18 protein-coding genes are annotated in these 24,482 nt (G+C 68.3%); 7 read left to right on the top strand and 11 right to left on the bottom strand.

Annotated elements, in window-relative coordinates; all coding sequences use genetic code 11:
• Positions 1 to 29: 29 nt before the first annotated feature.
• The 4 genes from J2X58_RS00405 to J2X58_RS00390 are packed head-to-tail and all read right to left on the bottom strand — an operon-like array spanning position 30 to position 3,536.
• Positions 30 to 629 (bottom strand): PqiC family protein, encoded by a 600-nt coding sequence (locus tag J2X58_RS00405; RefSeq protein WP_090054876.1) that lies wholly within the window; start codon positions 627 to 629, stop codon positions 30 to 32.
• Positions 626 to 2,308 (bottom strand): MlaD family protein, encoded by a 1,683-nt coding sequence (locus J2X58_RS00400; protein ID WP_090178347.1) that lies wholly within the window; start codon positions 2,306 to 2,308, stop codon positions 626 to 628. The genes J2X58_RS00405 and J2X58_RS00400 overlap by 4 nt, the downstream gene beginning before the upstream one ends.
• The gene (locus J2X58_RS00395) at positions 2,305 to 2,928 is read right to left on the bottom strand and encodes a paraquat-inducible protein A (protein ID WP_090054879.1); all 624 of its coding nucleotides are present in this window, start codon (positions 2,926 to 2,928) and stop codon (positions 2,305 to 2,307) included. Before J2X58_RS00395 ends, J2X58_RS00400 begins: the two co-directional genes overlap by 4 nt.
• Positions 2,925 to 3,536 carry a paraquat-inducible protein A gene (locus tag J2X58_RS00390; protein ID WP_310045849.1) on the bottom strand — a complete coding sequence of 204 codons (612 nt, stop codon included), beginning with the start codon at positions 3,534 to 3,536 and terminating at the stop codon, positions 2,925 to 2,927. Before J2X58_RS00390 ends, J2X58_RS00395 begins: the two co-directional genes overlap by 4 nt.
• Positions 3,537 to 3,704: 168 nt before the next feature.
• Between J2X58_RS00390 and trxA the strand changes: the two genes are divergently transcribed.
• Positions 3,705 to 4,577 (top strand): thioredoxin, encoded by an 873-nt coding sequence (trxA, locus tag J2X58_RS00385; RefSeq protein WP_310045848.1) that lies wholly within the window; start codon positions 3,705 to 3,707, stop codon positions 4,575 to 4,577.
• A 9-nt stretch (positions 4,578 to 4,586) separates the two neighbouring features.
• On the opposite strand, the gene J2X58_RS00380 is transcribed toward trxA, so the two are convergent.
• Positions 4,587 to 5,036, bottom strand: a complete 450-nt coding sequence (locus J2X58_RS00380) for a DUF4442 domain-containing protein (RefSeq protein ID WP_310045846.1) — start codon at positions 5,034 to 5,036, stop codon at positions 4,587 to 4,589.
• Between the two features lie 142 nt (positions 5,037 to 5,178).
• Between J2X58_RS00380 and J2X58_RS00375 the strand changes: the two genes are divergently transcribed.
• Positions 5,179 to 7,059, top strand: coding sequence for a M61 family peptidase (locus J2X58_RS00375; RefSeq protein ID WP_310045844.1), 1,881 nt, complete (start codon positions 5,179 to 5,181; stop codon positions 7,057 to 7,059).
• 193 nt (positions 7,060 to 7,252) lie between these two features.
• Here the strand turns inward: J2X58_RS00375 and J2X58_RS00370 are convergent, their stop codons facing one another.
• The 3 genes from J2X58_RS00370 to J2X58_RS00360 all read right to left on the bottom strand — a co-directional run bounded on the left by J2X58_RS00370 (position 7,253) and on the right by J2X58_RS00360 (position 9,900).
• Positions 7,253 to 7,771 (bottom strand): DNA starvation/stationary phase protection protein, encoded by a 519-nt coding sequence (locus J2X58_RS00370; protein ID WP_090054886.1) that lies wholly within the window; start codon positions 7,769 to 7,771, stop codon positions 7,253 to 7,255.
• A gap of 69 nt (positions 7,772 to 7,840) precedes the next feature.
• Positions 7,841 to 9,238 (bottom strand): ATP-binding protein, encoded by a 1,398-nt coding sequence (locus J2X58_RS00365; protein WP_310045843.1) that lies wholly within the window; start codon positions 9,236 to 9,238, stop codon positions 7,841 to 7,843.
• Complete coding sequence (locus J2X58_RS00360; RefSeq protein ID WP_090054888.1) at positions 9,235 to 9,900, bottom strand: response regulator; 666 nt, start codon at positions 9,898 to 9,900, stop codon at positions 9,235 to 9,237. Before J2X58_RS00360 ends, J2X58_RS00365 begins: the two co-directional genes overlap by 4 nt.
• Positions 9,901 to 10,024: 124 nt before the next feature.
• On the opposite strand from J2X58_RS00360, the gene J2X58_RS00355 reads away from it, so the two are divergent.
• Complete coding sequence (locus tag J2X58_RS00355) at positions 10,025 to 11,818, top strand: M14 family metallopeptidase (RefSeq protein ID WP_310045841.1); 1,794 nt, start codon at positions 10,025 to 10,027, stop codon at positions 11,816 to 11,818.
• Positions 11,819 to 11,944: 126 nt separating this feature from the next.
• Here J2X58_RS00355 and J2X58_RS00350 read toward each other — a convergent pair whose 3' ends face one another.
• Both J2X58_RS00350 and J2X58_RS00345 read right to left on the bottom strand, forming a co-directional pair.
• Complete coding sequence (locus J2X58_RS00350) at positions 11,945 to 13,564, bottom strand: multicopper oxidase domain-containing protein (protein WP_310045840.1); 1,620 nt, start codon at positions 13,562 to 13,564, stop codon at positions 11,945 to 11,947.
• Complete coding sequence (locus tag J2X58_RS00345) at positions 13,557 to 15,263, bottom strand: alkaline phosphatase family protein (RefSeq protein WP_310045839.1); 1,707 nt, start codon at positions 15,261 to 15,263, stop codon at positions 13,557 to 13,559. The genes J2X58_RS00350 and J2X58_RS00345 overlap by 8 nt, the downstream gene beginning before the upstream one ends.
• Before the next feature lie 238 nt (positions 15,264 to 15,501).
• Between J2X58_RS00345 and J2X58_RS00340 the strand changes: the two genes are divergently transcribed.
• From J2X58_RS00340 to rapA, 4 genes are all read left to right on the top strand, one after another.
• A complete protein-coding gene (locus J2X58_RS00340) occupies positions 15,502 to 17,640 on the top strand; it encodes a M13 family metallopeptidase (protein WP_310045837.1) in 2,139 nt (712 codons plus the stop codon).
• Between the two features lie 268 nt (positions 17,641 to 17,908).
• Positions 17,909 to 20,227 carry a catecholate siderophore receptor Fiu gene (locus J2X58_RS00335; protein WP_310045835.1) on the top strand — a complete coding sequence of 773 codons (2,319 nt, stop codon included), beginning with the start codon at positions 17,909 to 17,911 and terminating at the stop codon, positions 20,225 to 20,227.
• 20 nt (positions 20,228 to 20,247) lie between these two features.
• Positions 20,248 to 20,928, top strand: coding sequence for a Fe2+-dependent dioxygenase (locus J2X58_RS00330; RefSeq protein WP_310045834.1), 681 nt, complete (start codon positions 20,248 to 20,250; stop codon positions 20,926 to 20,928).
• 64 nt (positions 20,929 to 20,992) lie between these two features.
• Positions 20,993 to 23,824: an RNA polymerase-associated protein RapA gene (gene rapA / locus J2X58_RS00325; RefSeq protein WP_310045832.1), complete on the top strand. Its 2,832-nt coding sequence runs from the start codon at positions 20,993 to 20,995 to the stop codon at positions 23,822 to 23,824.
• On the opposite strand, the gene J2X58_RS00320 is transcribed toward rapA, so the two are convergent.
• Positions 23,825 to 24,481 carry a rhomboid family intramembrane serine protease gene (locus J2X58_RS00320; RefSeq protein WP_310045831.1) on the bottom strand — a complete coding sequence of 219 codons (657 nt, stop codon included), beginning with the start codon at positions 24,479 to 24,481 and terminating at the stop codon, positions 23,825 to 23,827.
• Between the last annotated feature and the right edge of the window lies 1 nt (position 24,482).

Genomic DNA, 24,482 nt, shown 5'->3' with positions numbered 1-24,482 from the left:
AAGGGCATACGGGCCAAGCCTTGGGCGCGTTACCGCGGCGCGCCGCAGGTGGCCGGCTGGCCGGCGGCGACCGCCCGCGCGGCGGCCGCCACCTGGTCGGCCACCTTCCCCAGCGCACGCTGGTGGGCGTCGACGAGGCTCTGGTAGCTGCCGCCCGCCGGCTCCGCCACGCGGGAGGCGCACGTCGCCGCCTGGTCGGCGCCACGGACGGCCCACGACGCTTCCAGCGTCGCCTCGCCACCCACTTCGGAATCGAAGCGGCGGACGTCGAGCTGCACGCGAACGACCCTGGCGTCCTTCGCCCGTGGCAGACCATGGACGTCGTGGGTGCCGAGCCGAGCCGAGAGATCGGCGGACAACGCGCCGCGAATCTCGTCGCCGAGCGGCGACGCCCAGCGCTCGCCGTCGAGCACCGCGATGCCGCTGGCGCCCTGGCGCAACACCAGCGAGGGCTGGTCGACCTGCGGCGGGACGTTCACCGGCAGCACGTCGATCACGAAGGGCGCGGTCGCGCCCGCCAGCGGCGCCGACGGCGGGATCAGCGTGTGGAAATGCGTCGGCGCCGAGGCGCACGCCGCGAGACCGGCGAGCAGGAGGGAAACGCCGGCGAGGCGAAGGGTCTGGATCATGGCTGTTCTTCCTTGCCCTGCTTCGGGGACGGGGTGCTGATCTTCGGCGGCGCGTCGCTGCCGCGGCCGCGCAGCAGCGCTTCCGGATGCCGGCCGAGGTAATCGGTGAACGCACGGACCGAGCGCACGGTGCGCTGCAGTTCTTCCAGCGTGTTGGCGATGTTCTGCTGCAACGGCGAGTTCTCGGACAGCGCGTCGTTGGCCGTGCCCACGGTCTGGTTCACGCCCTGGAGCGTCTTCTTCGCCTCGGGCAGGATCTCGGTGTTCACGTTCTTCAGCGTGCCCTGCAGTTCCTTCAGGCTGCCGTCGAGGTTGCGTCCGATCGAATCGAACGGAATCTTCTCGACCTTATCGACGATGCTGGAGATCTGTTCCTGCAGATGGTCGAAGTCGCCCGCCGTCGTCGGGATCTCGACCGGCTTCGCGCTGGCGTCGAACGCCACCTTCGGCGCCTTCGGATCGAAGTCGAGCGCGATGTAGAGCTGCCCCGTGAGCAGGTTGCCGCTGCGGGCCTGCGCACGCAGGCCATGGGCGACGAGCCCGCTCATGATGCGCGGGAACATGCTGTCGTCGTCCGGCCCGCCGACGGCCTTGGCCAGCTTCTCGTGGGCCTGGCCGAGACGCTGCGGATAGACGAGCGCGCCGACGATCACGGGGAACTTCTTCGTGACCGGGTCGTAGTCGAGGTTGACCGACACGACGCGACCCACCTTCATGCCCAGCAGCTCCACCGGCGCGTCGACGGCGAGGCCACGCAACGAATGCTCGAAGCGCATGCGGATGTAGCGCGGCTTGCCGTCGGGTGGCGCGAGCGCCGTCGTCTGGTCGCCGAACAGGGTGTATTCGGCCATCTCGGCCGCAGGGGCCTCCTCGTGCGGGCCCGGGGGATCCTGGAAGGCGACGCCGCCGGCGATCACGGTCGCGATCGACTGGGTGTTGAGCTTCAGGCCGTCGGCACCCAGCGAGACGTCGACACCGCTGGCATTCCAGAACCGCGTGTCCTTGGTGACGAAGCGGTCGTTCGGGCCGTCGACGAACAGCTGAAGGGACACGCCCTTGCCGTCCTTGTCGAGCTGATACGAGACGATGCGTCCCACCTGGATGCGGCGGTAATAAACGGGCGAGCCGATATCCAGCGAGCCGAGGTCGCCGGCGTGCAGCACGAAGCGGCGCCCCGGCGCGCCGTGCGTCACCGCCGGCGGCGCCTCGAGCCCCGTGAAGTCGGACTGGTCCTCGTCGGAATCGCCGGCGTCCGCACCGATGAAGGCGCCGGAAAGGAGGGTGTCGATGCCCGACACGCCACTGGCGCCGATGCGCGGACGGACCACCCAGTAGCGCGTGCCCTTGGTGGCGAATGCGCGGGCGTCCTTGTCGAGCTCGATCGCCACGCTGATGTGGCTGCGGTCCTTCGACAGGCGCATGGTGGTGACCTTGCCGATCACCACGTTCTTGTACTTGACCTGGGTCTTGTTCGCCTCGATGCCCTCGGCGGTCTGGAACGTGACCGTGATCTTCGGGCCGGCCGACATCACGTGGTTGACCAGCAGCGAGATGCCCACCAGCGCGGCGACGATCGGCACCAGCCAGATCAGCGAGAAGCCGAGTTTGGATTTCCGCACCACCGGCTGGGGCAGGTCGTCGTCCTGCGGCGGCGTGTTTCCTGCGTTGGCGTCGCTCATTGCGATTTCTTCCTGTTGTCCCAGATCAGCCGGGGATCGAAGCTCATGGCCGAAAGCATCGTCAGCACGACGACGATGCCGAAATACACCACGCCGGGCAGCGGCTCGACGCGACTCAGAATCTTGAAATGCACCAGGGCAGAGAGGATCGCGACGACGAAGACGTCGAGCATCGACCAGTAGCCGACCAGTTCGACGAAGCGGTAGAGCTTCGTCCGCTGACGGGCCACGTAGCCGCTCGACCGCTGCACCGACACCAGCAGGTAGCCCAGGATGATGAACTTGAGCATGGGCACGATGATGCTCGCCGTGAAGACGATCGCCGCCAGCCCTGGCGAGCCGGCCCGCCAGAGCTCGACGATGCCGCTCAGGATGGTGTTGTCGTCCTTGGACGACAGGCTCTGCGTGCGCATGATCGGGAACACGTTGGCCGGGATGTAGAACATCGCCGCGGCCAGAAGGAGCGCCCAGGCGCGTGCGATGCTGCCGGTCTTGCGCGCGTGCAGCGCGGCGCCGCATCGCGGGCAGCGGGCACGGTGGTCGTCCGTGTACGCGGTGACCAGGCGGCAGACGTGGCAGGCCATGATGCCCAGATCGACGGCTCTCGGCGGGGCCTTCATGCCTTGTCCTCGCGGGTCAGGGTCCAGAGCTCGCGCGGATCCAGGCTGGAGAACACCGTGATCAGCAGCGTGAGCACCCCGAACGCCCAGATGCCGGCGCCCGGCACGACGTCGAAATAGGTGTGGGCCTTCACGACGGCCACGAGGGTGCCGAGCATGAAGACCTCGATCATGCTCCACGGCTTCACGCTGACCAGCGCCGTCATCGCCTGCGCGAACCACGGCGCGCGGCGGCCGGACCGGGCGAACCAGAGCACCCAGCCGAAGATGAGGATCTGGCTGAGCGGGAAGAAGAACAACGTCATGGCGCTCAGGAACGCGACGATCTGGGCGCCGTCGTTCCACATGGCGATCACGGCGCCCCAGAGGGTGGTGGCGGCGCTCATCCCCGACAGCCCCAGCGTGACGATGGGCGACACGTTGGCGATCACGAACACGATGAAGGCCGTGACGATCAGCGCGAACTGCCCGTCGACGCTCACCCACTGGTGTCGGTCGAGGACCGCGCCGCAGACGGCGCAGTCGGCCACTTCGCCACGCGCGAGCGTGCGCCTCCGGTAGACGGAGTCGCAGTGTTCGCAGACGATGAGATCCTGGGCTGTGTGCATGCCTTCCAAGCGGTACGCGGCCGCAACGGCCCGCGCCCTATGATCGCAAATCCCCGTAAACGGCGCATGACGAGCGGGGTAGGACTGTTCCTAAAATGGCGTCGTCCCTTGATAAGCTCGCCGTCTTCCCCGACTTACGGGGCATTCCCATTCGCCAGGAGCACCCCCGTGAGCAGCGCCCAGACCCGCAGTGAACATGTCTTCGACGCGACCACGGCCGGGTTCGAGAGCGACGTCATCCAGGCCTCCCTGCAGACCCCGATCCTCGTGGACCTGTGGGCCGAATGGTGCGGCCCCTGCAAGACCCTGGGCCCGATCCTCGAGAAGCTCGCCGGGGAGTTCAACGGCGCGTTCCGCCTGGCCAAGATCGACGTCGAGGCCGAGCAGCAGCTCGCGGCGATGTTCGGCGTGCGCAGCATCCCGACGGTGATCCTGATCAAGGACGGGCAGATGGCGGACGGTTTCGCCGGCGCGCTGCCGGAAGGTCAGATCCGCGAGTTCCTCGCCCGCAACGGTATCGAAGCGGCCGAAGGTGGCGAGGTCGCCGACGACGTCGACGCGCCCGCCGAGACGCCCGAGGACGCCATCAACCGTATCCAGCAGGCGATCGCCGCGGAACCGGAGCGACCGGAGCTGAAGCTCGACCTCGCCCTGGCGCTGATGCGCGCCGGCCACGTCGGTCCGGCCCAGGCCGAACTGGATGCCCTGCCCGCCAACCTCGCGACCGACGCCCGCGCGGTCCGCCTGCGCAGCCAGCTCGAACTCGCCCGCGCGCTCACCGGCGCACCCTCGCTGGCCGAACTGCGCCAGCGCGTGCAATCGGACGACAACGACTGGGAGGCGCGCGACCTGCTCGGTGTCCGCCTGCTGATCGAAGGCGACGCCGCCGCCGGCCTCGACCAGTTCCTCGACATCCTGAAGCGCCAGCGCGACTGGCAGGACGGCCAGGCGAAGAAGCGGCTGCTCGCTGCGTTCGCCACCATCGACGACGCCGCGCTCGTCGGCGCCTACCGCCGCAAGATGGCGTCGCTGCTCTTCTGAGCGGCGCCCTCAGGCCTTCGGCCGCTTGCGCCTGACGTAGAGCTGCTTGCGTACCGTCGCCACCAGCTCGCCGGACGCCGTGCGGATGTCGGTATCGAACCAGCGCAGGCATTTCTCGCCGTTCGCGGTGGCGGCGCGCAACTGGTCGAGGACGGTGTCCTCGACGCGGAACTCCGCGTAGACGGCCTCGCGCCCCGGCGCGACGAAACGGATCTCGCCTGCCTGGTCCCACACGATGTAGTCGTTGCCGAGGCTCTTCAGCACCATGATCATCCAGAACGGATCGGTCATGGAGAAGAGGTTGCCGCCGAACTGCGTGCGCACGTAGTTGCGGTTGTACCAGGCGAGTTTCAGGCGCACCTTCGCGTAGCGGTAGGTGTCGAACTCGACGACCCGGATACCGGCGAAGAGGAAGGGCGGCCATGCGTTGAGGACGCGCCGTAGCGTGCTTGCTTTCATGGGCGCCATGCTAGCGGCGGCCATGGTGCGCGCGAAGTCCCCCGTTTCAAACGCGGTCGGAACGGCCATGACCTCTGGCACACGCCCACCCGCGGACCCGCGCCGAGTATCGAAGGCTACCCACGCCGCCAGGATACGAGCCATGCGCCATCCGTTCCGCCGCGCCACCCTCGCCGCCGCCGTCGCGGCCGCGATGGCCCTTTCCGTGCCCCAGGCACGCGCCGCCGACCTCCCGGTGGCCGCGGACCAGCCCTACCCCGGCAACCTCACGCTGCACGTCGATCTTTCCGACGCGTCGCGACATCTCTATCACGTGCGCGAGAGCATCCCGGTCAAGCCCGGCCACGCGATCCTCTACTATCCGAAGTGGATCCCGGGCGTGCACGCCCCCTCGGGCCCGCTCTCCAACGTGGCGGGTTTCATCGTCACCGGCAACGGCAAGCGCATTCCCTGGCGCCGCGACCTGAAGGAGATGTACGCGTTCCACGTCGACGTGCCCGAAGGCGTGGACAAGCTCGACCTGACGTTCGACTACCTGGCGCCGGCGACGCCTAACTACATCCCGCTGTCGTTCAACGAAGTGGCCTTCTATCCGGCCGGGTACTACACCAGTCAGATCACGGTCCAGCCGACGCTCAAGCTGCCGGCGGGCTGGAAATTCGCCTCCGCGCTCGAGACGGCGTCGCAGTCGGGCGACGAGGTCGGCTTCAGGCCGGTGAGCTTCGAGAACCTGGTCGACTCGCCGGTGATGACCGGCAAGTACTTCAACCGCATCGACCTCGCGCCGGGCCAGCCGACGCAGGTGCACCTCAACATCACCGGCGACACCGCGGCCGGCGTCAAGGCGACGGAAGATCAGATCGCGAAGCAGCGCGCGCTCATCGTGCAGGCGAACAAGCTGTTCGGCGCGCACCACTACGATCACTACGACTTCCTGCTGGTCACGTCCGACCACACCGGACACTTCGGACTGGAGCACCATCAGTCCAGCGACGATCGGCTCTTCGCCAACTTCCTGACCGATCCCGATGCCAACGCCGCGGCCGGAACGCTGCTGCCGCACGAGTACATCCATTCGTGGAACGGCAAGTTCCGTCGCCCCGCCGATCTGTGGACGCCGACGTTCACCGAGCCGATGCAGGACGACCTGCTCTGGGTGTACGAGGGCATGACGGATTACTGGGCCGGCGTGCTGACGGCGCGTTCGGGCATCTGGACCACCGAACAATGGCGCGACTCGCTGGCCGGGATCGCCGCGGACATGTCCGCGCGCACGGGTCGCGAATGGCGCTCGCTGCAGGACACGGCGGATGGCATCCCGCTGTCGTCGCGCGGCACGACGGGCTGGACCAACCTGCGCCGGAGCTCCGATTACTACCCGGAAGGCCAGCTGCTCTGGCTCGACGTCGACACGAAGATCCGCGACCTCTCCGGCGGCAAGCACACGCTGGATGAATTCGCCCGCGCGTTCTTCGGGATGGACAACGGAAGCTACAAGCCGAAGACCTATACGTTCGACGACGTCATCTCGACGCTCAACGGCGTGCAGCCGTACGACTGGGCCACGTTCCTGCGCCAGCGCCTCGACTACACGGGCGACACGCTACCCGAGCACGGCATCGAAGGCGGCGGCTGGAAGCTCGTCTACGACGACAAGCCGACCGCGTTCGCGAAGACGGCCGAGAAGATCCGCAAGACGGTGAACTTCGCCTATTCGCTGGGCATCCAGGTGTCCGACAAGGGCGTGGTGACCGACGCGCAATGGGAGGGCATCTCGGCGAAGGCGGGACTCGTGCCCGGCGTGACGATCGTCGCCGTCGATGGCAAGGACTACTCCGGCCAGGTGCTGAAGGACGCCGTCACCGCCGCGAAGTCCACGACGGCGCCGATCGAGTTCCTGATCAAGGACATCGAGGAATACCGCACGGTCAAGGTCGACTACCACGGCGGCCTGAAGTATCCCCACCTCGTGCGCGGCGAAGGCAAGGATCTGATCGGCGCGATCGCCACGCCGAAGAAGTAAGGCCGGCCTGCGACCGCCTTGACTGTAGGAGCGGACCTGGCCGCGACCGCTCTTCGCGAGAAGCAACAGGCCCTGTTGCTCGAAGCGAAAAGCCGTCGCGGCCAGGCCCGCTCCCACAAGGGCTTCGCGGGCCCTGTTGCTCCCGGCGAAAAGCCGTCGCGGCCAGGTCCGCTCCCACCATTGGTTCGCGGGCTCAGTGCTCGCGCGCGATCTCGAAGAGGAACCACACGCGGCGCTCGCCTTCGTCGATCCAGTTCTCGAGGAAGCTGGCCGTCGCGACGTCGCCGTACTCGTCGCATACGCCGTGCAGTTCGCGCATGAAGCCGACGAAGCGCTCGTTGTCGTCGCGCAGCTCGGCGATCATGTCCTGCGGCGTCACGAAGTCCGCGTCGTTGTCGGACAGGCGCTGCAGCCGCGACACGTTGCCGATCGAGCGGATCGTCGTGCCGCCGATCTTGCGCGCGCGCTCGGCGATGTCGTCGGTGATCTTGAAGATCTGGTCCGACTGGTCGTCCAGCAGCAGGTGCAGGTCGCGGAAGCGCGGGCCCGACATGTGCCAGTGGAAGTTCTTCGTCTTCAGGTACAGCGCGAAGGTATCGGCGAGCAGCGTGTTCAGGCCCGCGGCGATGTCACGGGTCGCGTCGGCGCTGAGACCCGACGGGGTCCGCAGGTCGGCCTTGCGCAGTTTCTTGGTCGCTTCGGGATTCTTCATCGTGACGGCTCCGTGGGGAATGGCTCCGGAGGATGCGCCCAAGGACGTGACGATGCTTGGACGAATTGGTTACGCACCCGGAAGCAAAGGGATGTCGACCACGACCACGAGGCCGGTACCCGTCTCCGGGTCCCCGAGCCGGATGGACGCCCCGTGTAGCTCGACCGCCCGCTGCACGATCGACAGGCCCAGACCGTAGCCCCCGGCCTGGGTATCGGCGCCCCGCTGGAAGCGGGTGAACATCGCCGCCCGCCGCTCGGGCGGAATGCCGGGGCCATCGTCGGCCACTTCGATGCGCGCCCGCTCGCCCTCCTGCCGGATCGACAGCTGCACGTGGCCGCCCGCCGGGGCATGCCGGAAGGCGTTCTCCACGAGATTGCGCAGCAGCGCCCGCAGGGCGGTGCCGTACCCCTCGATCACCAGCGTGTCGGGAAGCTCGACGCCCAGCTCGACGTGGCCGGCGCCGATGACCGTGGCCATTTCGTCGACGACGTCCAGCGCCAGCTGGGTCAGGTCGACCGGGCTTCGCGGCCCGGCCGCCGCACCCGCTTCCAGGCGGGCCAGCGCGAGCAGCTGCTCGGTGCGCCGGGCCAGCGACACGAGACACTCGCGCGCGGCCTCGAGAGCCGTGTGCGCCTCGTCCGGCCGCGCGGAGGCCATCGCGTCCTCCAGATTGATCATGGTGGAGGCCAGCGGCGTCCTCAGCTCGTGAGCCACGTCCGCGCTGAAGTGGCGCTCACGCTCCAGCGCGCCTTCGAGGCGCTCGATCTGCTGGTTCAGCGCCGTGACCACGGGACGCAACTCCTCCGGCGCGTCCGGCAGATCGACCGGTTCCCGGCTACCCGGCTCGCGCCGACTCAGGGCGGCGGCGAGCGTGTCCAACGGGGCCAGGCCGCGCCGGATGGCCAGTCCGACGAGGAAGGCCATCAGGGGCAAGCCCAGCAACGCCGGCAGGCCATGCTCCAGCCAGAGCGCGCGCGTGATCTCGTTGCGGCTGTCGTAGCGCTCGCCGGCGCGGATCACCACGCCCTCGCGCTCCATCACGAGCGTGAAGACCCGCCACTGGTACTTGCCCTTGTGGATGTCTTCGAACGCGCCGTCGGCGACCTGCGTCGGGGGCACCTCCGCCAGGTTCTCGGTCGCCAGGAGTAGCGTGCCGTCGCGATCGAACACCTGGAAACCGACCTCGGACTCGAAGGTCCTGCCCTGCACGGTCAGTTCCTGCGGGTGGTTCGACACGCTGGGCACGAGCAGCCGCTCGAGATGGTGCTCGCGCAGATGCTCAACACCGACGCGCCCCACGAGCACCTCGAGCGTTCGTGCCGCCTGCGCCAGGCGCCCGTCCGACAGCTCGTCGACTTCCTCGAGTGTGTGCTTCGCGCTGAGGAAACCGAGCGGCAGCAGCAGCGCCACCAGCACGAGCACGATCAGCACGAGCAGGCGGGCGCGCAGGCTCGAAAGCTTCATCGCGGTTCCCGCGGCACCATGTAGCCGAAGCCGCGGACGGTCTGGATCGCGTCGTGGCTGAGCTTCCGACGCAGGGAATGCACCAGCACCTCGAGCGCGCTCGTGCTCATCGCGCTATCGGGGCCGTAAAGGGAATTTTCGAGCGACTCGCGGCGGACGATGCGTCCCGAGCGCTCCATCAACGCCTGCAGGAGCGCGAACTCGCGGCGTGTCAGGTCGACACGCTGGCCGTGCCAGTAGCACTCGAAGGCGCCCAGATCCAGGCTCAGCGCGCCGGCCTCCAGCTTGTTCACCGCGGCCCCGCGCACGCGCCGCGTCAGCGAACGGATGCGCGCCGCCAGCTCGTCGAGGTGGAACGGCTTGACGAGGTAATCGTCCGCCCCTGCGTCGAGTACCCGGATGCGCGAGTCCACGGCCTCGCGCGCCGACATCACGATCACCGGCGTCGCGACACTCATCCGCCGCGCCTCGGTCAGCACGTCGAGCCCGTCCTTCCCGGGAAGGCCCAGATCGAGCAACACGAGGTCGGCCTCGTGGTCGCGCAGGGCGAGCAGCGCCTCGCGACCGTCGCGGAACCAGCTGATCGTGTAGGCAAGCCGCTCCAGCGCCCGCCGGATGGCCTCGCCGAGCTGCGCGTCGTCTTCCACGAGGATGATGTGCAAGTCGGGAACCCCAGGCTGCGTCGGCGGCGATTATCCTGCCACCGAGCTTAGCGCTTCCTTAGACGCATTCGCGGCAACGGGAAAAAAATCACACAATGGGTGGATTCTTCCGACGGATGGTTCCATGCCTGCGACGTTCCCCGCACGCCTCCTACTTGGCCTGATCGCGGCCGCACCGTTCACGCTTCATGCGAAGGACAGCTGGATCACGCCGGCCGAGGCGTCCGGGTTCCGCACGACGCCGTCGTACGCCGACACCGAGGCGTACCTGCGCCAGCTGGCCGATGCGTCGCACGGCACGTTGCGTGTGGAGACCTTCGGCACCTCGCCCGAGGGCCGGCCGATGACGGTGGTCGTCGCCGCGAAGGACGGCGACCTGACCCCCGAGCGGGCGCGCGCGGCCGGCAAGCCGATCGTGCTGTTGCAGGCGGGCATCCACCCGGGAGAGATCGAAGGCAAGGACGCGGGCCTGATGCTGCTGCGCGACTTCGCCGCCACCGGCCGCCTGCCCCACCTGCTCGACCATGCGGTGCTCGTGTTCATTCCGGTGTACAGCGTCGACGGGCACGAGAACTCGGGGCCGTACTTCCGCATCAACCAGAACGGGCCGGAAGAGATGGGATTCCGCGGCCAGTCGCAGTACCTCAACCTCAACCGCGACTACGTCAAGGCCGATGCGCCCGAGACGCGCGCGTGGCTGAAACTCTGGAACACATGGCGGCCCGACCTGCTCATCGACATCCACACCACCGACGGCGCCGATTACCAGTACGACCTCACCTGGTACGCCGAGGACGCGCACAAGCTGCCGCCTTCGGTGGCCGCGTGGCAACAGGCGACCTACGCCGGCAAGGTGATGCCGCGCTACGAGAAGCTCGGCCACCTCGCCTCCCCGTACCTCGAATTCCGCGACGGCCGTGACATCACCAAGGGCATCCAGAACTTCGGCTCGGGACCGCGCTTTTCCACGGGCTACGCGGCGATCCGCAATCGCGCCGGCCTGCTGATCGAAACGCACATGCTGAAGTCGTACGAGGTTCGCGTCCGCGCCACCTACGATGTCGTGCGCAGCGTGCTCGACGCGGTCGACGCCTCGCCCGCCGCGCTGCTCGAGGCGTCGAAGCAGGCCGACGCGTGGGCCGCGTCGCTCGCCGCCCGGCCTGGCGCCACGCTGCCCGTCACCTTCAAGGAGGATCCCACGCCGACACCCTTCACGCTCAAGGGTTACGCGTTCACGCAGACGCCGAGCGACATCTCCGGCGACACCTGGGTGCGCTACGACCCTACGAAGAAGAAGACGTACGCGATCCAGAGCTGGAACGGCCTGCTTCCCGATGTCGCCGCGCCCTTGCCGGCGGCCTGGGCCATTCCAAAGCAATGGACGCAGATCATCGAGCGGCTCGACGCGCACGGCATTGCGTACACGCGCACGACCACGGGCGTCCGCGTGCCGGTGTCGCGCGATCGCCTGACGCAGCCCCGGTGGGCCGAGAAGCCGTTCGAGGGCCATCACCTGCTGCGCGACGTGACGATCACGCCGACGCCGGAGACCGTCGAGCTACCGGCGGGCACGGTGATCGTGCGCGCGGACAACACCGATGCGGTGCTCGCGCTGAACCTGCTCGACCCCCGCGCTCCGGATTCGATGCTGCGCTGGGGCTATCTCGACGCGATCTTCGAACCGAAGGAATACGGCGAGCCACGCGTGCAGGAAGCGCTCGCCCGCGACATGATCGCGAAGGACCCCGCGCTCAAGACCGCCTTCGACGAGAAGCTGCGCAGCGATCCCGCGTTCGCGGCGAACCCGCGCGCGCGCCTGTCGTTCTTCTTCGAACGCAGCCCGTGGTACGTGGCCCAGGAGGTCGGGGCCTACCCGGTGCTGCGGCTGGATGCGGCGGCGTTGCGGCGGGCCCGCTAGCGGCTCGTAGGAGCGCGCCTTGCGCGCGACAGCTTTTGAAGCCAGGGCAGCAGGTCCCGTGCTCTTTCGCGAAAAGCTGTCGCGCGCAAGGCGCGCTCCTACGAGGAGGGCATTCCACGATCGGGCTTACACCACCTCGAACGGCCGCATCATCTCGTTGGCCTCGTGCTCCGCGAGGTGGCAGTGCCAGGCGTAGCGGCCCTTGTAACCGTCGAAGGTCGCGACGATGCGCGTGACCATGCCGGGGTACGCCTGCACCACGTCCTTCCACCCGCGCTCGTGCGCCGGCGGTGGCTGCGCCGGACCCGTGAAACGCAGCGTCTTCGAGGACATGTATTCGTCGACGTCGTACGGACGACGGTCGAGGATCTGGAAGCGGACGAGGTGCAGGTGGATCGGGTGCGTATCCTCGGTGAGGTTCACCAGGTTCCACGCCTCCGTCGTCCCGAGCTTCACCGTCTCCGTCACCGGATCGTGCCAGCGCTTTCCGCCGAGCAGCATGAGCATCGGGGTCGCGACGCAGTCGCTGTATTCGTCGAGGGTGAGTTCGCGCGAGCGTGACACGTCGCGCTCGGTGAAACGCGGAACGTCGCGCAGGACGTCCGGCACGCGGCTGTCGTCGCGCACCGCGCCCTGCCCCACCGCGAACCGCATGAGCGGGAGCGCGTCGTTCATCAGCTCGATCGCGCCGCCACGCGACGCTGCGAAGTCGACGACGAGGTCCGCCCGCTCGCCGGGCGCTAGGAAGATCGACCGCATGGACACCGGCGCCGGTAGCAGGCCTTGATCGGAGCCGATCGCCTGGAACGGCCGGCCGTCGCGGAAACGCAGGTGATAGAAGCGGCCGTTCGACGCGTTGAGCACGCGCAGACGGTAGCGCCGCGGCTGCACGTCGGCCCGAGGGAGGATCGCGCCGTTGACGAGCGTGAGGTTGCCGAAGACCTCGGGCACCCACGGCGCGTTCGCGTCGCCGGAATCGGGGTAATAGAGGCTGCCGTCCTCGCGCAGCAGGCGGTCCGCCAGCACGAGCGGCAGTTCCTGGTCGCCCGCCGGCAGGCCGAGGCCGAGCTCGTGCTCGTCGCGCAGCAGGTAAAGGCCCGTCAAGCCCGCGTACATGTTCAGCCGATTGATGCCCATCGCATGGTCGTGGTACCAGAGCGTCGCGGCGTCCTGGGTGTTCGGGTACCGGTGACGACGCGATTTGCCGGGCACGTACCAGTCTTCCGGATAGCCGTCGTCGGCACGCGGCACCTGCGCGCCGTGCAGGTGGACGATCGCCCGCACCTCCGGCTTGTCAGCCTCGGCGCCGCAGATCGCATGATCGACGGGCAGGAAATGCTTCGCCGGCAGCGCGTTCTCCCAGATCACCTCCGTCGCCTGTCCCTTCCGCGCGTCGATGGTCGGTCCGGGGTACGCCCCGCCGTATGTCCACAATCGTGTCGGCGGCAGGTCGCGATGCAGCCTCTGCGTCGACTCCGCCATGCGGAGGCGCAACGGCTTGCCCGCCACGGGAACGAGCACCGGCGGCACGGGCAGCGTATCGACGAACGGCGCGAGCTTCGCGGGATCGACCAGACCGGGCATGCGGGTGACGTCGCCCATGGCGTGCATGCACAGATCGTTGCCGACGCGCCCTGCCGGCGCGGCCTGCATGGCGTGCATGTCGTGCGCGAGCAGCCGCGACGGGATCCACCCCGCCGCGGCCGCCCAACCCGCCGTCTTCAGGAACCGACGGCGATCAACCATGCCCACCGTTCCCGGCCGCCCAGGGCCATCCGCCGTTGCGCTTCGGCTGGCCCGTCGACTCGTCGAGGATCAGCTTGCGGTCGAACAGGCGCGGCAGGAAGAAGTCGAACATCCCGTCGAGGCGACCGGCGTGGGCATCGCTCGAACCGCCACCGATGCGCTTGCCGTCGAGCCAGTTGTCCTCGATGAAGCGCGTGATCGAGCTCTGGTCCGTCACCGTGTGGTCCACCATGTTCTCGCGCGCCCACGGCGACACCACGAGCAGCGGCAGGCGCGGACCGAAGCCGCAACGTCCCTGCGCCGGCGTCTTGCCATCGAGGCCCGGCAACGTACCGTGGCCCTTGCAGACGCCCCGACCGTCCAGCGCGTCGGTGCTGCCCTGCGACGCGTTCATGCGCGGCGGCTGCTGGTGGTCGTACCAGCCGTCGGAGTCGTCGTACGCGATGACGACCGCCGTATCGCGCCATTCGCCGCTCTGCTGCAGCGCGTTCATCACGTGCACCACGAACGCCTGTTCGTCGATCGGGTCGGAGTAGCCGCCGTGGCCGTCCTGGAACGACGCCGCCTTGAGGAAGCTCACCGCCGGAAGATTGCCCGCGTCGAGCGCGTCGTAGAAATCTTCCATGTCGTATTGGTGGTTGGCCGCGTCGCCGCTGTGGCCGATCGCCGCCACCGAGGCCGGCCGCGCGTGCGTCGGGTTCGCGGTGGACGGGTAGTACTGGAACGGCTGGTGATGCGGGCTGTAATCGTTGGACGTGCTGTTGGTCACCTTCGACAGCGTGCGCCGCGAGCAGCCGCTGCTGCCGTCGGCGTTCGTGCGGGTGAGGTCGAAGCCGCCCTGGAACCAGCCCCAGGTCACCTTGCGCTCGTTGAGGAGGTCGCCGATGTTGCGGCCACCCATCGTCACCTGCGTCGCCGTGGGCGACGAGCAGACGTCGCCGATCGGATCGGGATCGCCGATCATCGTCAGGCCACCGTTACCGTCGTCCGTCGTGCCGCCCGTGCCGTTGAGCGTGTCGATCACGCCCGCCGTCTGGCCGGCGATCATGTTGACCGCACCCGGTGTCGACGGACCGAACGTGGTGCCGTAGCTCGCGTCGCTCATCGCGAAGTGCTGCGCGTAGTTCCACAGCGCGGTGACGGTGTTGCCGTCGTAATAGCCCATGACCTGGCCCTTGCCCTCCTCCGACGGATCACCGCCCGGCAGCATCTCGCCGCGGCCCGTGTAGAGCGGGAACAGGTCCATGCGGCCGCCGTTGAACGCGCGCTGCTCGGAGGTGTAGCCGTGGTCCTGGTCGGCCGTCGCGGCTTGGGCGCGCGTCAGACGGAAGGGATTGATCGCGCCGTCGCCGTTGTCCTTGTTGGTGGCGTTCGGGTTCTTCGTCAGCAGGCGGCGGTCCAGCCCGTTGACCGGCGGCGTGAACGGGCGCGCGTAGAACGCGGGCTCGCCGTGCGGATTTTCGGCATACGGATAGGTGCCGAAGTAATGATCGAACGACACGTTTTCCTGGAAGATCACCACGAGATGGCGGATCGGCGTCGACGTGCGCGGATCGTCGCCGTGGCCGCCGTGGCCGTGGCCGAAGCCCAGCGCGGACACGCCGTCGTCCGGCGTATCGCCCGCGACCTGCTGTGCCGTGATCGACGCGGCGGAAAGGGTGAGCACGCAGGCGATGCCTGCGGCCAGTAACTTACGCATGACGGATGCTCCTCGATTGGCTCTTCGGGCTGGACGGGAAGCCGCATCCCCTGTCATGCGGACACGCGAAGCCTAGGAAGCCGATATGACGGTTCGGGGACATTCGTCGCGAGTTCTTGCGGAATATCGGCAACCATGACTTTCGTCACAGTTGGCCCTGCGCCGGGGCCGCAAGGGCTATGCTCGGACCCCACCGGCGCCCGGGGGCGCCGTTTCCACCAAGTCACGAGGGACATCCATGACCAAGCAGTACCTGAAGCCGCTCGCACTCGCGCTCGGCGTCGCACTCGCCGGCACCGCGTGCAGCAAGCACGACGACGCCGACACCGCCGCGCCGGCCGCCACCACGCCGGCACCCGCGAGCACCGCGCCGGCGGCCGCCGGTACCGCGGCCGCCGCGCCGGCCGGTCCCTCGTTCGACGTGGCCGAGCTCGACACGAACATCGACGCGTGCACCGACTTCAACGGCTTCGTCAATGCGAAGTGGGTGGCCGCCAACCCGATCCCCGACGACCGCACCCGCTGGGGCGCGTTCGACAAGCTCGCCGAGAACAGCCTGAACACGCAGCACGACATCGTCGACGCGATGGACAAGGGCGCGGCGAACGCCCAGGCCGGTTCGATCGAACAGAAGATCGGCCTGCTCTACCGCTCCGGCATGGACGAAGCGGCCATCGAGAAGGCCGGCGTCGACCCGATCAAGCCGGAACTGGCGAAGATCGACGCGCTGAAGACCCCGCAGGACATCGTCGACTTCCTCGATGCCAGCTTCAACGACGGCAACAGCTACGTGTTCGGCTTCGGCGCCGGCGCCGACTTCCAGAACGCCAAGGTGCAGATCGGCTACGCCCAGCAGGATGGCCTCGGCCTGCCGACCAAGGACTACTACACCGACCCGAAGCAGGCCGATAACCGCAAGGCCTACCTCGCCTACATCGTGAAGACCCTGACGCTCGCCGGCGTGCCGGAAGACCAGGCCACGAAGCAGGCGGACGAGGTCATGAAGTTCGAGACCCAGCTCGCCGCCGCCTCGCTCGCGCCGGTCGAACTGCGCGCGCCGGAGAACCAGTACCACTTCGTCTCCGTCGCCGAAGCCGACAAGATCACGCCGCACTTCAACTGGGAGAAGTTCTTCGCCGCCCAGGGCGTGACGATCGACAAGGGCTTCTCGCTCTCGCAGCCGAAGTTCTTCAAGGAGTTCGACAAGATGCTGGCGTCGACGCCGGTGTCCACCTGGCAGGCCTACCTGCGCTTCCACGCGATCGACGGCGCGTCGCCGTACCTGTCCAAGACCTTCCAGGACAACAAGTTCGACTTCTACGGCAAGACCCTCGCCGGCCAGCCGCAGCAGAAGCCGCGCTGGAAGCGCGTGCTCGGTACGGTGAACAGCTCGATGGGCGAAGCGCTCGGCCAGCTGTACGTCGCCAAGGTGTTCAAGCCGGAAGCCAAGCAGCGCGCCAACGAGCTGGTGGACAACGTCCGCAACGCGCTGAAGACGCGCATCGAGAACCTCGACTGGATGAGCGCCGAGACCAAGGAGAAGGCGATCCAGAAGTGGAACACGTTCCTGCCGAAGATCGGATACCCCGACAAGTGGCGCGACTGGTCCGGCCTCGACGTCAACGGTGAGAACTACTTCGGCAACGTCGAAGCCGCCAGCAAGTTCAACTACCACTACGACATCGCCAAGATCGGCAAGCCGACCGACCGCCTCGAGTGGGGCATGACGCCGCAGACGGTCAACGCGTACTACAACCCGACCGACAACACGATCAACTTCCCGGCCGCGATCCTGCAGCCGCCGTTCTTCGACGCCAACGGCGACGACGCGATCAACTACGGCGGCATCGGCGCGGTCATCGGTCATGAGGCCAGCCACGGCTTCGACGACGAGGGCAGCCAGTTCGACGGCGACGGCAACAACAAGAACTGGTGGACGAAGGCCGACCGCGCCAAGTTCGACGAGCGCGCGGGCAAGCTGGTCGCGCAGTTCAACGAATACGCGCCGATCAAGGACAAGCCGGACCTCCACGTCAACGGCAAGCTGACCCTCGGCGAGAACATCGCCGACCTCGGCGGCCTCAACGTCGCGTACGACGCCCTGCAGGAAGCCCTGAAGAAGAATCCGAAGGAAGCCGCCGAGAAGATCGACGGCTACACCCAGGACCAGCGCTTCTTCCTCAACTGGGCCCGCGTGTGGCGCGGCAGCGTCCGCGAGAAGCAGGCGATGCTGTACCTCAACACCGATCCGCACGCGCCGGCCTCGCTGCGCGCCATCGGCGCACCGTCGAACATGGAATCGTTCGCCACGGCGTTCCAGTGCAAGCCGGGTGCCACCATGGTCCGCGCCGCCGACAAGCAGGTGAAGATCTGGTAATCGCAACGCGTCATCGTCGATGACGGAAAAGGCGCCGCACGCGAGTGCGGCGCCTTTTTCATATCCTCGGCTTCCTTGCGGCCGAGTAATTGCAACTCGTTCTCATTACGATTACGATGCCGGTCGAGACGGGTCCCGTACCCGTGCACCGCGCACAGGGAAGCCAACCGATCCCCTGCCCGCCGCGTGGCTTCGTCGCCGCGTGCCGCGGAGGCGCGTGCGCGAACGAAGGCCGTTCCATCTTTCGTCCAGACTCAAAGGGAATCCCATGGCCTTCATCAAGAGCCGCAAGCATGCCGCTCCTGCCGCGCGCACCGTCGGTGCCGCCGTCCTCCTGACCCTCGCGCACGGCGCGATCGCCACCGACGCGCCCGCCGATGTCGTGGCCCCGCCCCAGCAGGCCAAGGTCAACGACGCGCAGGCGCTGCCCGGCATGCAGGTGGAGGCCGACCGCTCCAGCGACTACCGCGTCGAAAAGGTCTCGTCGCCCAAGTTCACTCAGTCGCTGCTCGACACGACGCAGTCGATCCAGGTCATCAACAAGGAACTGATCCAGCAGCAGGGCGCGACGACGCTGACCGAGGCGCTGCGCAACAGCCCGGGCGTGGGCACGTTCTACGTCGGCGAGAACGGCCAGACGAACACCGGCGACGCGATCTACATGCGCGGCTTCGATACGTCGGGCAGCATCTTCGTCGACGGCGCGCGCGACCTCGGCACCGTGTCGCGCGACATGTTCAACATCGAGCAGGTCGAGGTCACGAAGGGTCCGGACGGCACGGAATACGGCCGCACCGCGCCGACCGGCGCGATCAACCTCGTGACCAAGCAGCCCGTGCTCGGCAACGGCGTGTCGGGCACGGTGCAGGTCGGCAGCGGCCAGCGCCGCCGCGCGACCGCCGACCTCAACCGCCAGATGGGCGACACCGGCGCGTTCCGCCTCAACGTGCTCGGCCAGGAGAGCGGCGTCTACGGACGCGACCAGATCGAGAACAACCGCTGGGGCATCGCGCCGTCGCTGGCGTTCGGCCTCGGCACGCCGACGCGCGTCTACCTCGACTACCTGCACGTGAAGCAGAACAACGTGCCCGACGGCGGCATTCCCACCATCGGCCTGCCCGGTTACAGCAGCCCGGACCGTCGCGCGTTCCTCAACGACGCGCCGAAGGTCGACCAGGACAACTACTACGGCACGACGCAGGACAAGGATCACGTCACGCAGGACCTGTTCACGGTCATCGTCGAGCACGACTTCAACGACAAGGTCGCGCTGCACAACACCTCGCGCATCGGCCGCACGACGCAGGACTACCTGCTGACCTCGTTCATGGGTTCCACGGCGAACCTGCTCACGCCGAACCCGGCGGATCCGTCGACGTGGACCATCGCGCGCAGCTCCCCGACGTTCAAGCACCAGTCCAACCGCATCGCCACGAACCAGACCAACCTCACCGCCACGATCGAGTCGGGCGCGGTCACGCAGGACATCAGTGCCGGCATCGAGCTGACGCAGGAGAAGGCCCACACGATCGGCATCGCGCCGCTCGCCGGCAGCACCTGGCCGGCGGCGAACCTGTACAAGCCGTACTCGCACGTGGGCGGCCTGCGTTACGGCGAGACCGGCGCGCGCAGCGACGGCAAGACGAACACCGCGGCGGCCTACTTCTTCGACACGCTGAAGTTCGGCGACAGCTGGCAGGTCAACGGCGGCGTGCGCCTCGACCACTACAAGACCGACTTCAGCAGCCTCGTGGTCTGCGGCGCGCGCAACGGTCCGGTGTGCGGCCCGCTGCGTCCGGGCAGCATCGTGCCGGGCGTCGACGCGAAGAAGAGCGACAACCTGTTCAACTACAAGGTGGGCGTGCTCTACAAGCCGGCGGCCAACGGCAGCATCTACGTCAACTTCGCGCAGTCGCAGGAGCCGCCGGGGGGCAACACGCTGACGCTGTCCTCGTCGGCCAACAGCGCCGACAACCCCAGCTTCGACGCGCAGAAGGCCCGCACCGCCGAAGTCGGCACGAAGTGGGACCTGATGGATTCGAAGCTGCTGGTGACGGCGGCGCTCTATCGCACCACGGTCACCAACGAGCTCGTGCAGGACCCGACCGACCTGCTCTACTACCAGATCGGCAAGAAGCGCGTGCAGGGCGTGGAACTGACCGCGATCGGCAAGATCACCGAGAACTGGGCGATCAGCGCCGGCTTCTCCACGCAGGACGCGACCGTCGAGAAGGGTGCGGGCGTCACGGCCAACGGTTCCGACGACCTGGCCTACACGCCGAAGCGTTCGTTCACGGCCTGGACCACCTACCACCTGCCGTTCAACCTCACGGTCGGTGGCGGTGCGCGCTACCAGGGCGGACTGCAGCGCGGCACGGACGGCGCGGTCGGCACCCCGGCCTACACGCAGAGCTACTGGGTGTTCGACGCGGTGGCGAGCTACCCGATCAACCGCCACGTCGACATCCAGCTCAACGTGTACAACCTGTTCGACAAGGAATACGTCGCGGCGATCAACAAGAGCGGCTACCGTTACACCCCGGCCACGCCGCGCTCGGCGATGCTCCAGGCCAACATCCGCTTCTGATCCAGCGAGGAACCGCCGCCATGCTGATGCACATCCCGGACGTCCTGAGCAAAGACCAGGTGGCCGGGATGCGCCTCGCCCTGGACGGCGCGGACTGGACCGACGGTCGCGAGACCGTCGGTCCGCAGGGCGCGAAGGTCAAGCGTAACCTGCAGCTGCCCGACGCGTCGCCGCTGCGCCGCGAACTGGGCGATCTCGTGCTGGCGGCGCTGCGGCGCCATCCGCTGTTCCACGCGGCGGTGCTGCCGTTGCGCACGATCTCGCCGCGTTTCAACCGCTACGAAGGCGGCGGCGAATACGGTTTCCACATCGACGGCGCCGTGATGCACACCGGCACCGGCGACACGCACGTGCGCAGCGACATCTCCTGCACCGTGTTCCTGAGCGAGCCGGACGACTACGACGGCGGCGAGCTGATCGTCAGCGACACGTACGGCGAACACGAGGTGAAGCTCCCTGCGGGGGACGCCATCGTCTACCCCTCCTCCAGCCTGCATCGCGTCGCGCCCGTGACCCGCGGCGCCCGCGTCGCCTCGTTCTTCTGGATCCAGAGCATGGTGCGCGACGACGGGGAGCGCCGGCTGCTGCTCGAGATGGACGCGGCCATCCGCACGCTCTCGTCCAGCGGCGCCGACCAGGCCGCGATCCTGCAATTGACGGGCGTTTACCACAACCTGCTCAGGCGCTGGGCCGAAACATGAGGTAGGCAGGGGCGCCTTGGAGAGCGGATAATTGGCGCCCCCTGATGTCTGGCTTCCCCAAAGCATGTTCCAACCCGGTCAACGCTGGATTTCCACCGCCGAGCCCGAGCTCGGCCTCGGCACCATTCTCCGCGTCGAAGGACGCAGCGTGCAGGTGCTGTTCGCCAAGGCGGGCGTCCTGCGTCCGTACGCCACCGACAGCGCGCCGCTGATCCGCGCCGAATTCCGTGCCGGCCAGCGGGTCTCCGGCAAGGGCGTGGCCTTTCTCGTCGAACGCATCGAGGAGCGCGAAGGCCTGTTCGTCTATCGCGGCGAAGGCCGCGAACTCGAAGAGGGCCAGCTCGACGACGAGCAGGCGCTGTCGCAGGCCGACGACCGCCTGATCGGCGGCCGCACCGACGCCAACGACCGCTTCGATCTGCGCGTCGACGCCCTGCGCCGCCGTGCCGACGCCCGCCGCTCCGCCGCCTGGGGCCTGGAATCCGCCCGCATCGGCCTGGTGCCGCACCAGCTGCGCGTCGCCGGCATCGCGGCCGCCCGCCGCCCGCCGCGCGTGCTGCTCGCGGACGAGGTCGGCCTCGGCAAGACGATCGAGGCGGGCATGATCCTCGCGCGCCAGCTCGCCACCGGCCGCGCTGGGCGCGTGCTCGTGCTGCTGCCCGAGACGCTGGTCTACCAGTGGTTCGTGGAACTCCTGCGCCGCTTCAACCTCTCGTTCTCGATCTTCGACGAGGAACGCTGCGAAGCGATCGAGCAAGCCAACGACGGCCGCAATCCGTTCGAGGACGAACAGCTCGTCATCGCCGACTTCGCGTTCCTGGAGTCGGCGCCGAAGCGCGCCGCGCAGCTGGCCGAGGCCGGCTGGGACCTGATCGTCGTCGACGAGGCGCATCACCTCGAGTGGACGCCGGAAGGCGCCAGCCCGCGTTACCGCCTCGTCGAGGAACTCGCCGCGGCGACGCCGGGCGTGATCCTGCTCACCGCCACGCCGGAACAGCTCGGCCGCGCCGGGCACTTCGCCCGCCTGCGCCTGCTCGACCCGCAGCGCTACGCCAGCCTCGACGCGTATCTCGCCGAATCGGCGGGCTACGCCGAACTGTCCGACATCGCCAGCACGCTGGCCGCCGGCTCCGTGCTCGACGCGACGCAGAAAGCCACGCTCGCCGAACGCTTCAAGGGCGATCGCGAACTGGCCGCCCTGCTCTCGCGCGACGACGCCGGCGACGACCTGCTCGCCGCGCTGATCGACCGCCACGGCACCGGACGGGCGATGTTCCGCAATCGCCGCGCCGGCATCGGCGGCTTTCCGCGCCGCGTGCCGGACCTGATCGCGATCGATCCGTCGACGCTGGAGCCTGGCCGCCGCGAGGCGCTGCTCGCCGAGTTCCGCTCGGACATCCAGCAGCCGCCCGCGCCGCTCGAGTTCGACTATGCCAACGACCCGCGCCTCGCCGCGCTGATCGGCCTGCTCGACGCCCATCCCAACGACAAGTTCCTCCTGCTCTGCCGCAGCCAGGCCAAGGTGATGGCGATCGAGGACGCGCTACGCACGAAGAGCGGCGTCGGCGTGGCGCGCTTCCACGAAGGCCTCGGCATCGTGCAGCGCGACCGCAACGCCGCCTTCTTCGCCCAGCCCGACGGCGCGCGCCTGCTGCTGTGCTCCGAGATCGGTTCCGAAGGCCGCAACTTCCAGTTCGCGCATCGCCTGGTGATGTGGGACCTGCCGCTCGATCCGGACCTGCTCGAACAGCGCATCGGCCGCCTCGATCGCATCGGCCAGAAACACGACATCACCATCCACGTGCCGCTCGTCGGCCAGAGCGCCCAGCACGTGCTCGCGCGCTGGTACGACGAAGGCCTCGACGCGTTCCGCGGCAGCCCCGCCGACGGCCGCGAACTCCTGCGCCGTTTCGGCAGCCTGCTTTCGTCGCTCGCCGACGAGCATGCCCGCGAGGACGACGACCGCGACCAGGAGCTCGATGCCCTGATCGCCGAGACGCGCGGCGCGCACGAGGAACTCTCCGCGCTCATCCACGCCGGTCGCGACCACCTGCTCGAGCTCGCGGCCAGCCGCGACCCGCACGCGGGCGACCTCGCCGGCAGCTTCGCCGCCGAGGACGACGATCCGAAGCGCGACGCCTTCATCCAGCGCCTGTTCGAAACCTACGGCGTGCACGCCGAAGAACTCGCGCGCGGCATCGTGCTGCTCGATCCGCAGTACCTGTCCACCGATGGCCTGCCCGGCTTCGCGGACGGCCCGGTCTCCGTGACGTTCTCGCGCGACATCGCGCTCGCGCGCGAAGACCTGCCGCTGCTCCGCCTCGACCATCCCATGGTGGGCGCGGCCGTCGACCTGCTGGTCTCGGGCGAGGACGGCAACGCCGCGTTCCTCGTCGACGACGCGCTGCCGGTGCGCACCGCGCTCCTGCAGACGGTGTTCGTCCTCGAGGTGGTGGCCGACCGCAAGCTCGACGCCGGTCGCTTCCTGCCGGCCACGCCGCTCACGCTCACGGTGGACACGAAGCTGACCGAGCGCGCGCAGTTCCGCCCCAGCGACGTCGCGCTGCGCCGCGCCGCCGACCGCAACATCGAAGTGCCGCGCTACCGGAAGTTCCTATCCAAGCTCGTGCCGCCCATGCTCGAACGGGCGCAGGACCTCGTCGAGGCGCGCGCGGAAGTGCTCAAGGCCGAGGCGCTCGACGCCGCGCGGCGCGAACTCGACGCCGAGCACGCGCGCCTCGTGGCGCTGCACGCCGTGAACCCGTCGATCTCCGATGACGAGGTCGACGCGATCGCCGCCGAACGCGACGCGCTGCTCGCCGCCATTCCGGAAGCCCGGCTGCGACTCGACGCGGTGCGCTTCGTCGTCAGCCCGGATTTCCTGGCGCTGCGCTGATCAGGACCAGTGGCGTGGCGGCGGCCTGACGCCCCACGCCCAGAGCAGGACCAGTCCGGCCACGAGCCCGCCAAGGTGGGCGAAGTGCGCCACGCCGGACAGGGTGCCGGTCACGCCGAAGACGAGTTCGGCGACGCCGTACAAGGTGACGAAGAGCCATGCCGGGATACCGATGGGAATCGGGATCAGCATCAGCTTTTCGCGCGGGAAGAGCATCGCGAACGCACCCAGCAGGCCGAACACGGCACCCGAGGCGCCGACCGTCGGGTACATGCGGTCCGGCTCGAAGAGGTACACCACCGCCAGCTGCGCCACCGCCGCCGCGATCAGGCAGGCGAAGTAATAGACGGTGAAACGGCGCGTGCCCATCACCCGCTCGATCAGGCCGCCGAACATGTAGAGCGCGTACATGTTGAGCACGATGTGCATGACGTTGCCATGCATGAAGCCGTAAGTGACCAGCTGCCAGGGACGAAAGCCGATGCCGGCGACGTCGCCACCGCCAAGGTCGACGGCGATGTCGTGGCCGAACGGCCACAGCGCGAACCAGCGCGTGAGCGACAGCGTGTCCTGGTCGTGCAGCAGGTACTGCAACGCGAACACCACGACGTTGACGATGAGCAGGTTCCGGGTGACCGGCGGCAGGTTCGTCGGCATC

Source organism: Luteibacter sp. 3190, from assembly GCF_031456385.1.
Taxonomy (GTDB): Bacteria; Pseudomonadota; Gammaproteobacteria; order Xanthomonadales; family Rhodanobacteraceae; genus Luteibacter.
The sequence above is the reverse complement of the archived record's forward strand: the minus strand, read 5'-3'. Positions and strand labels throughout refer to the sequence as shown.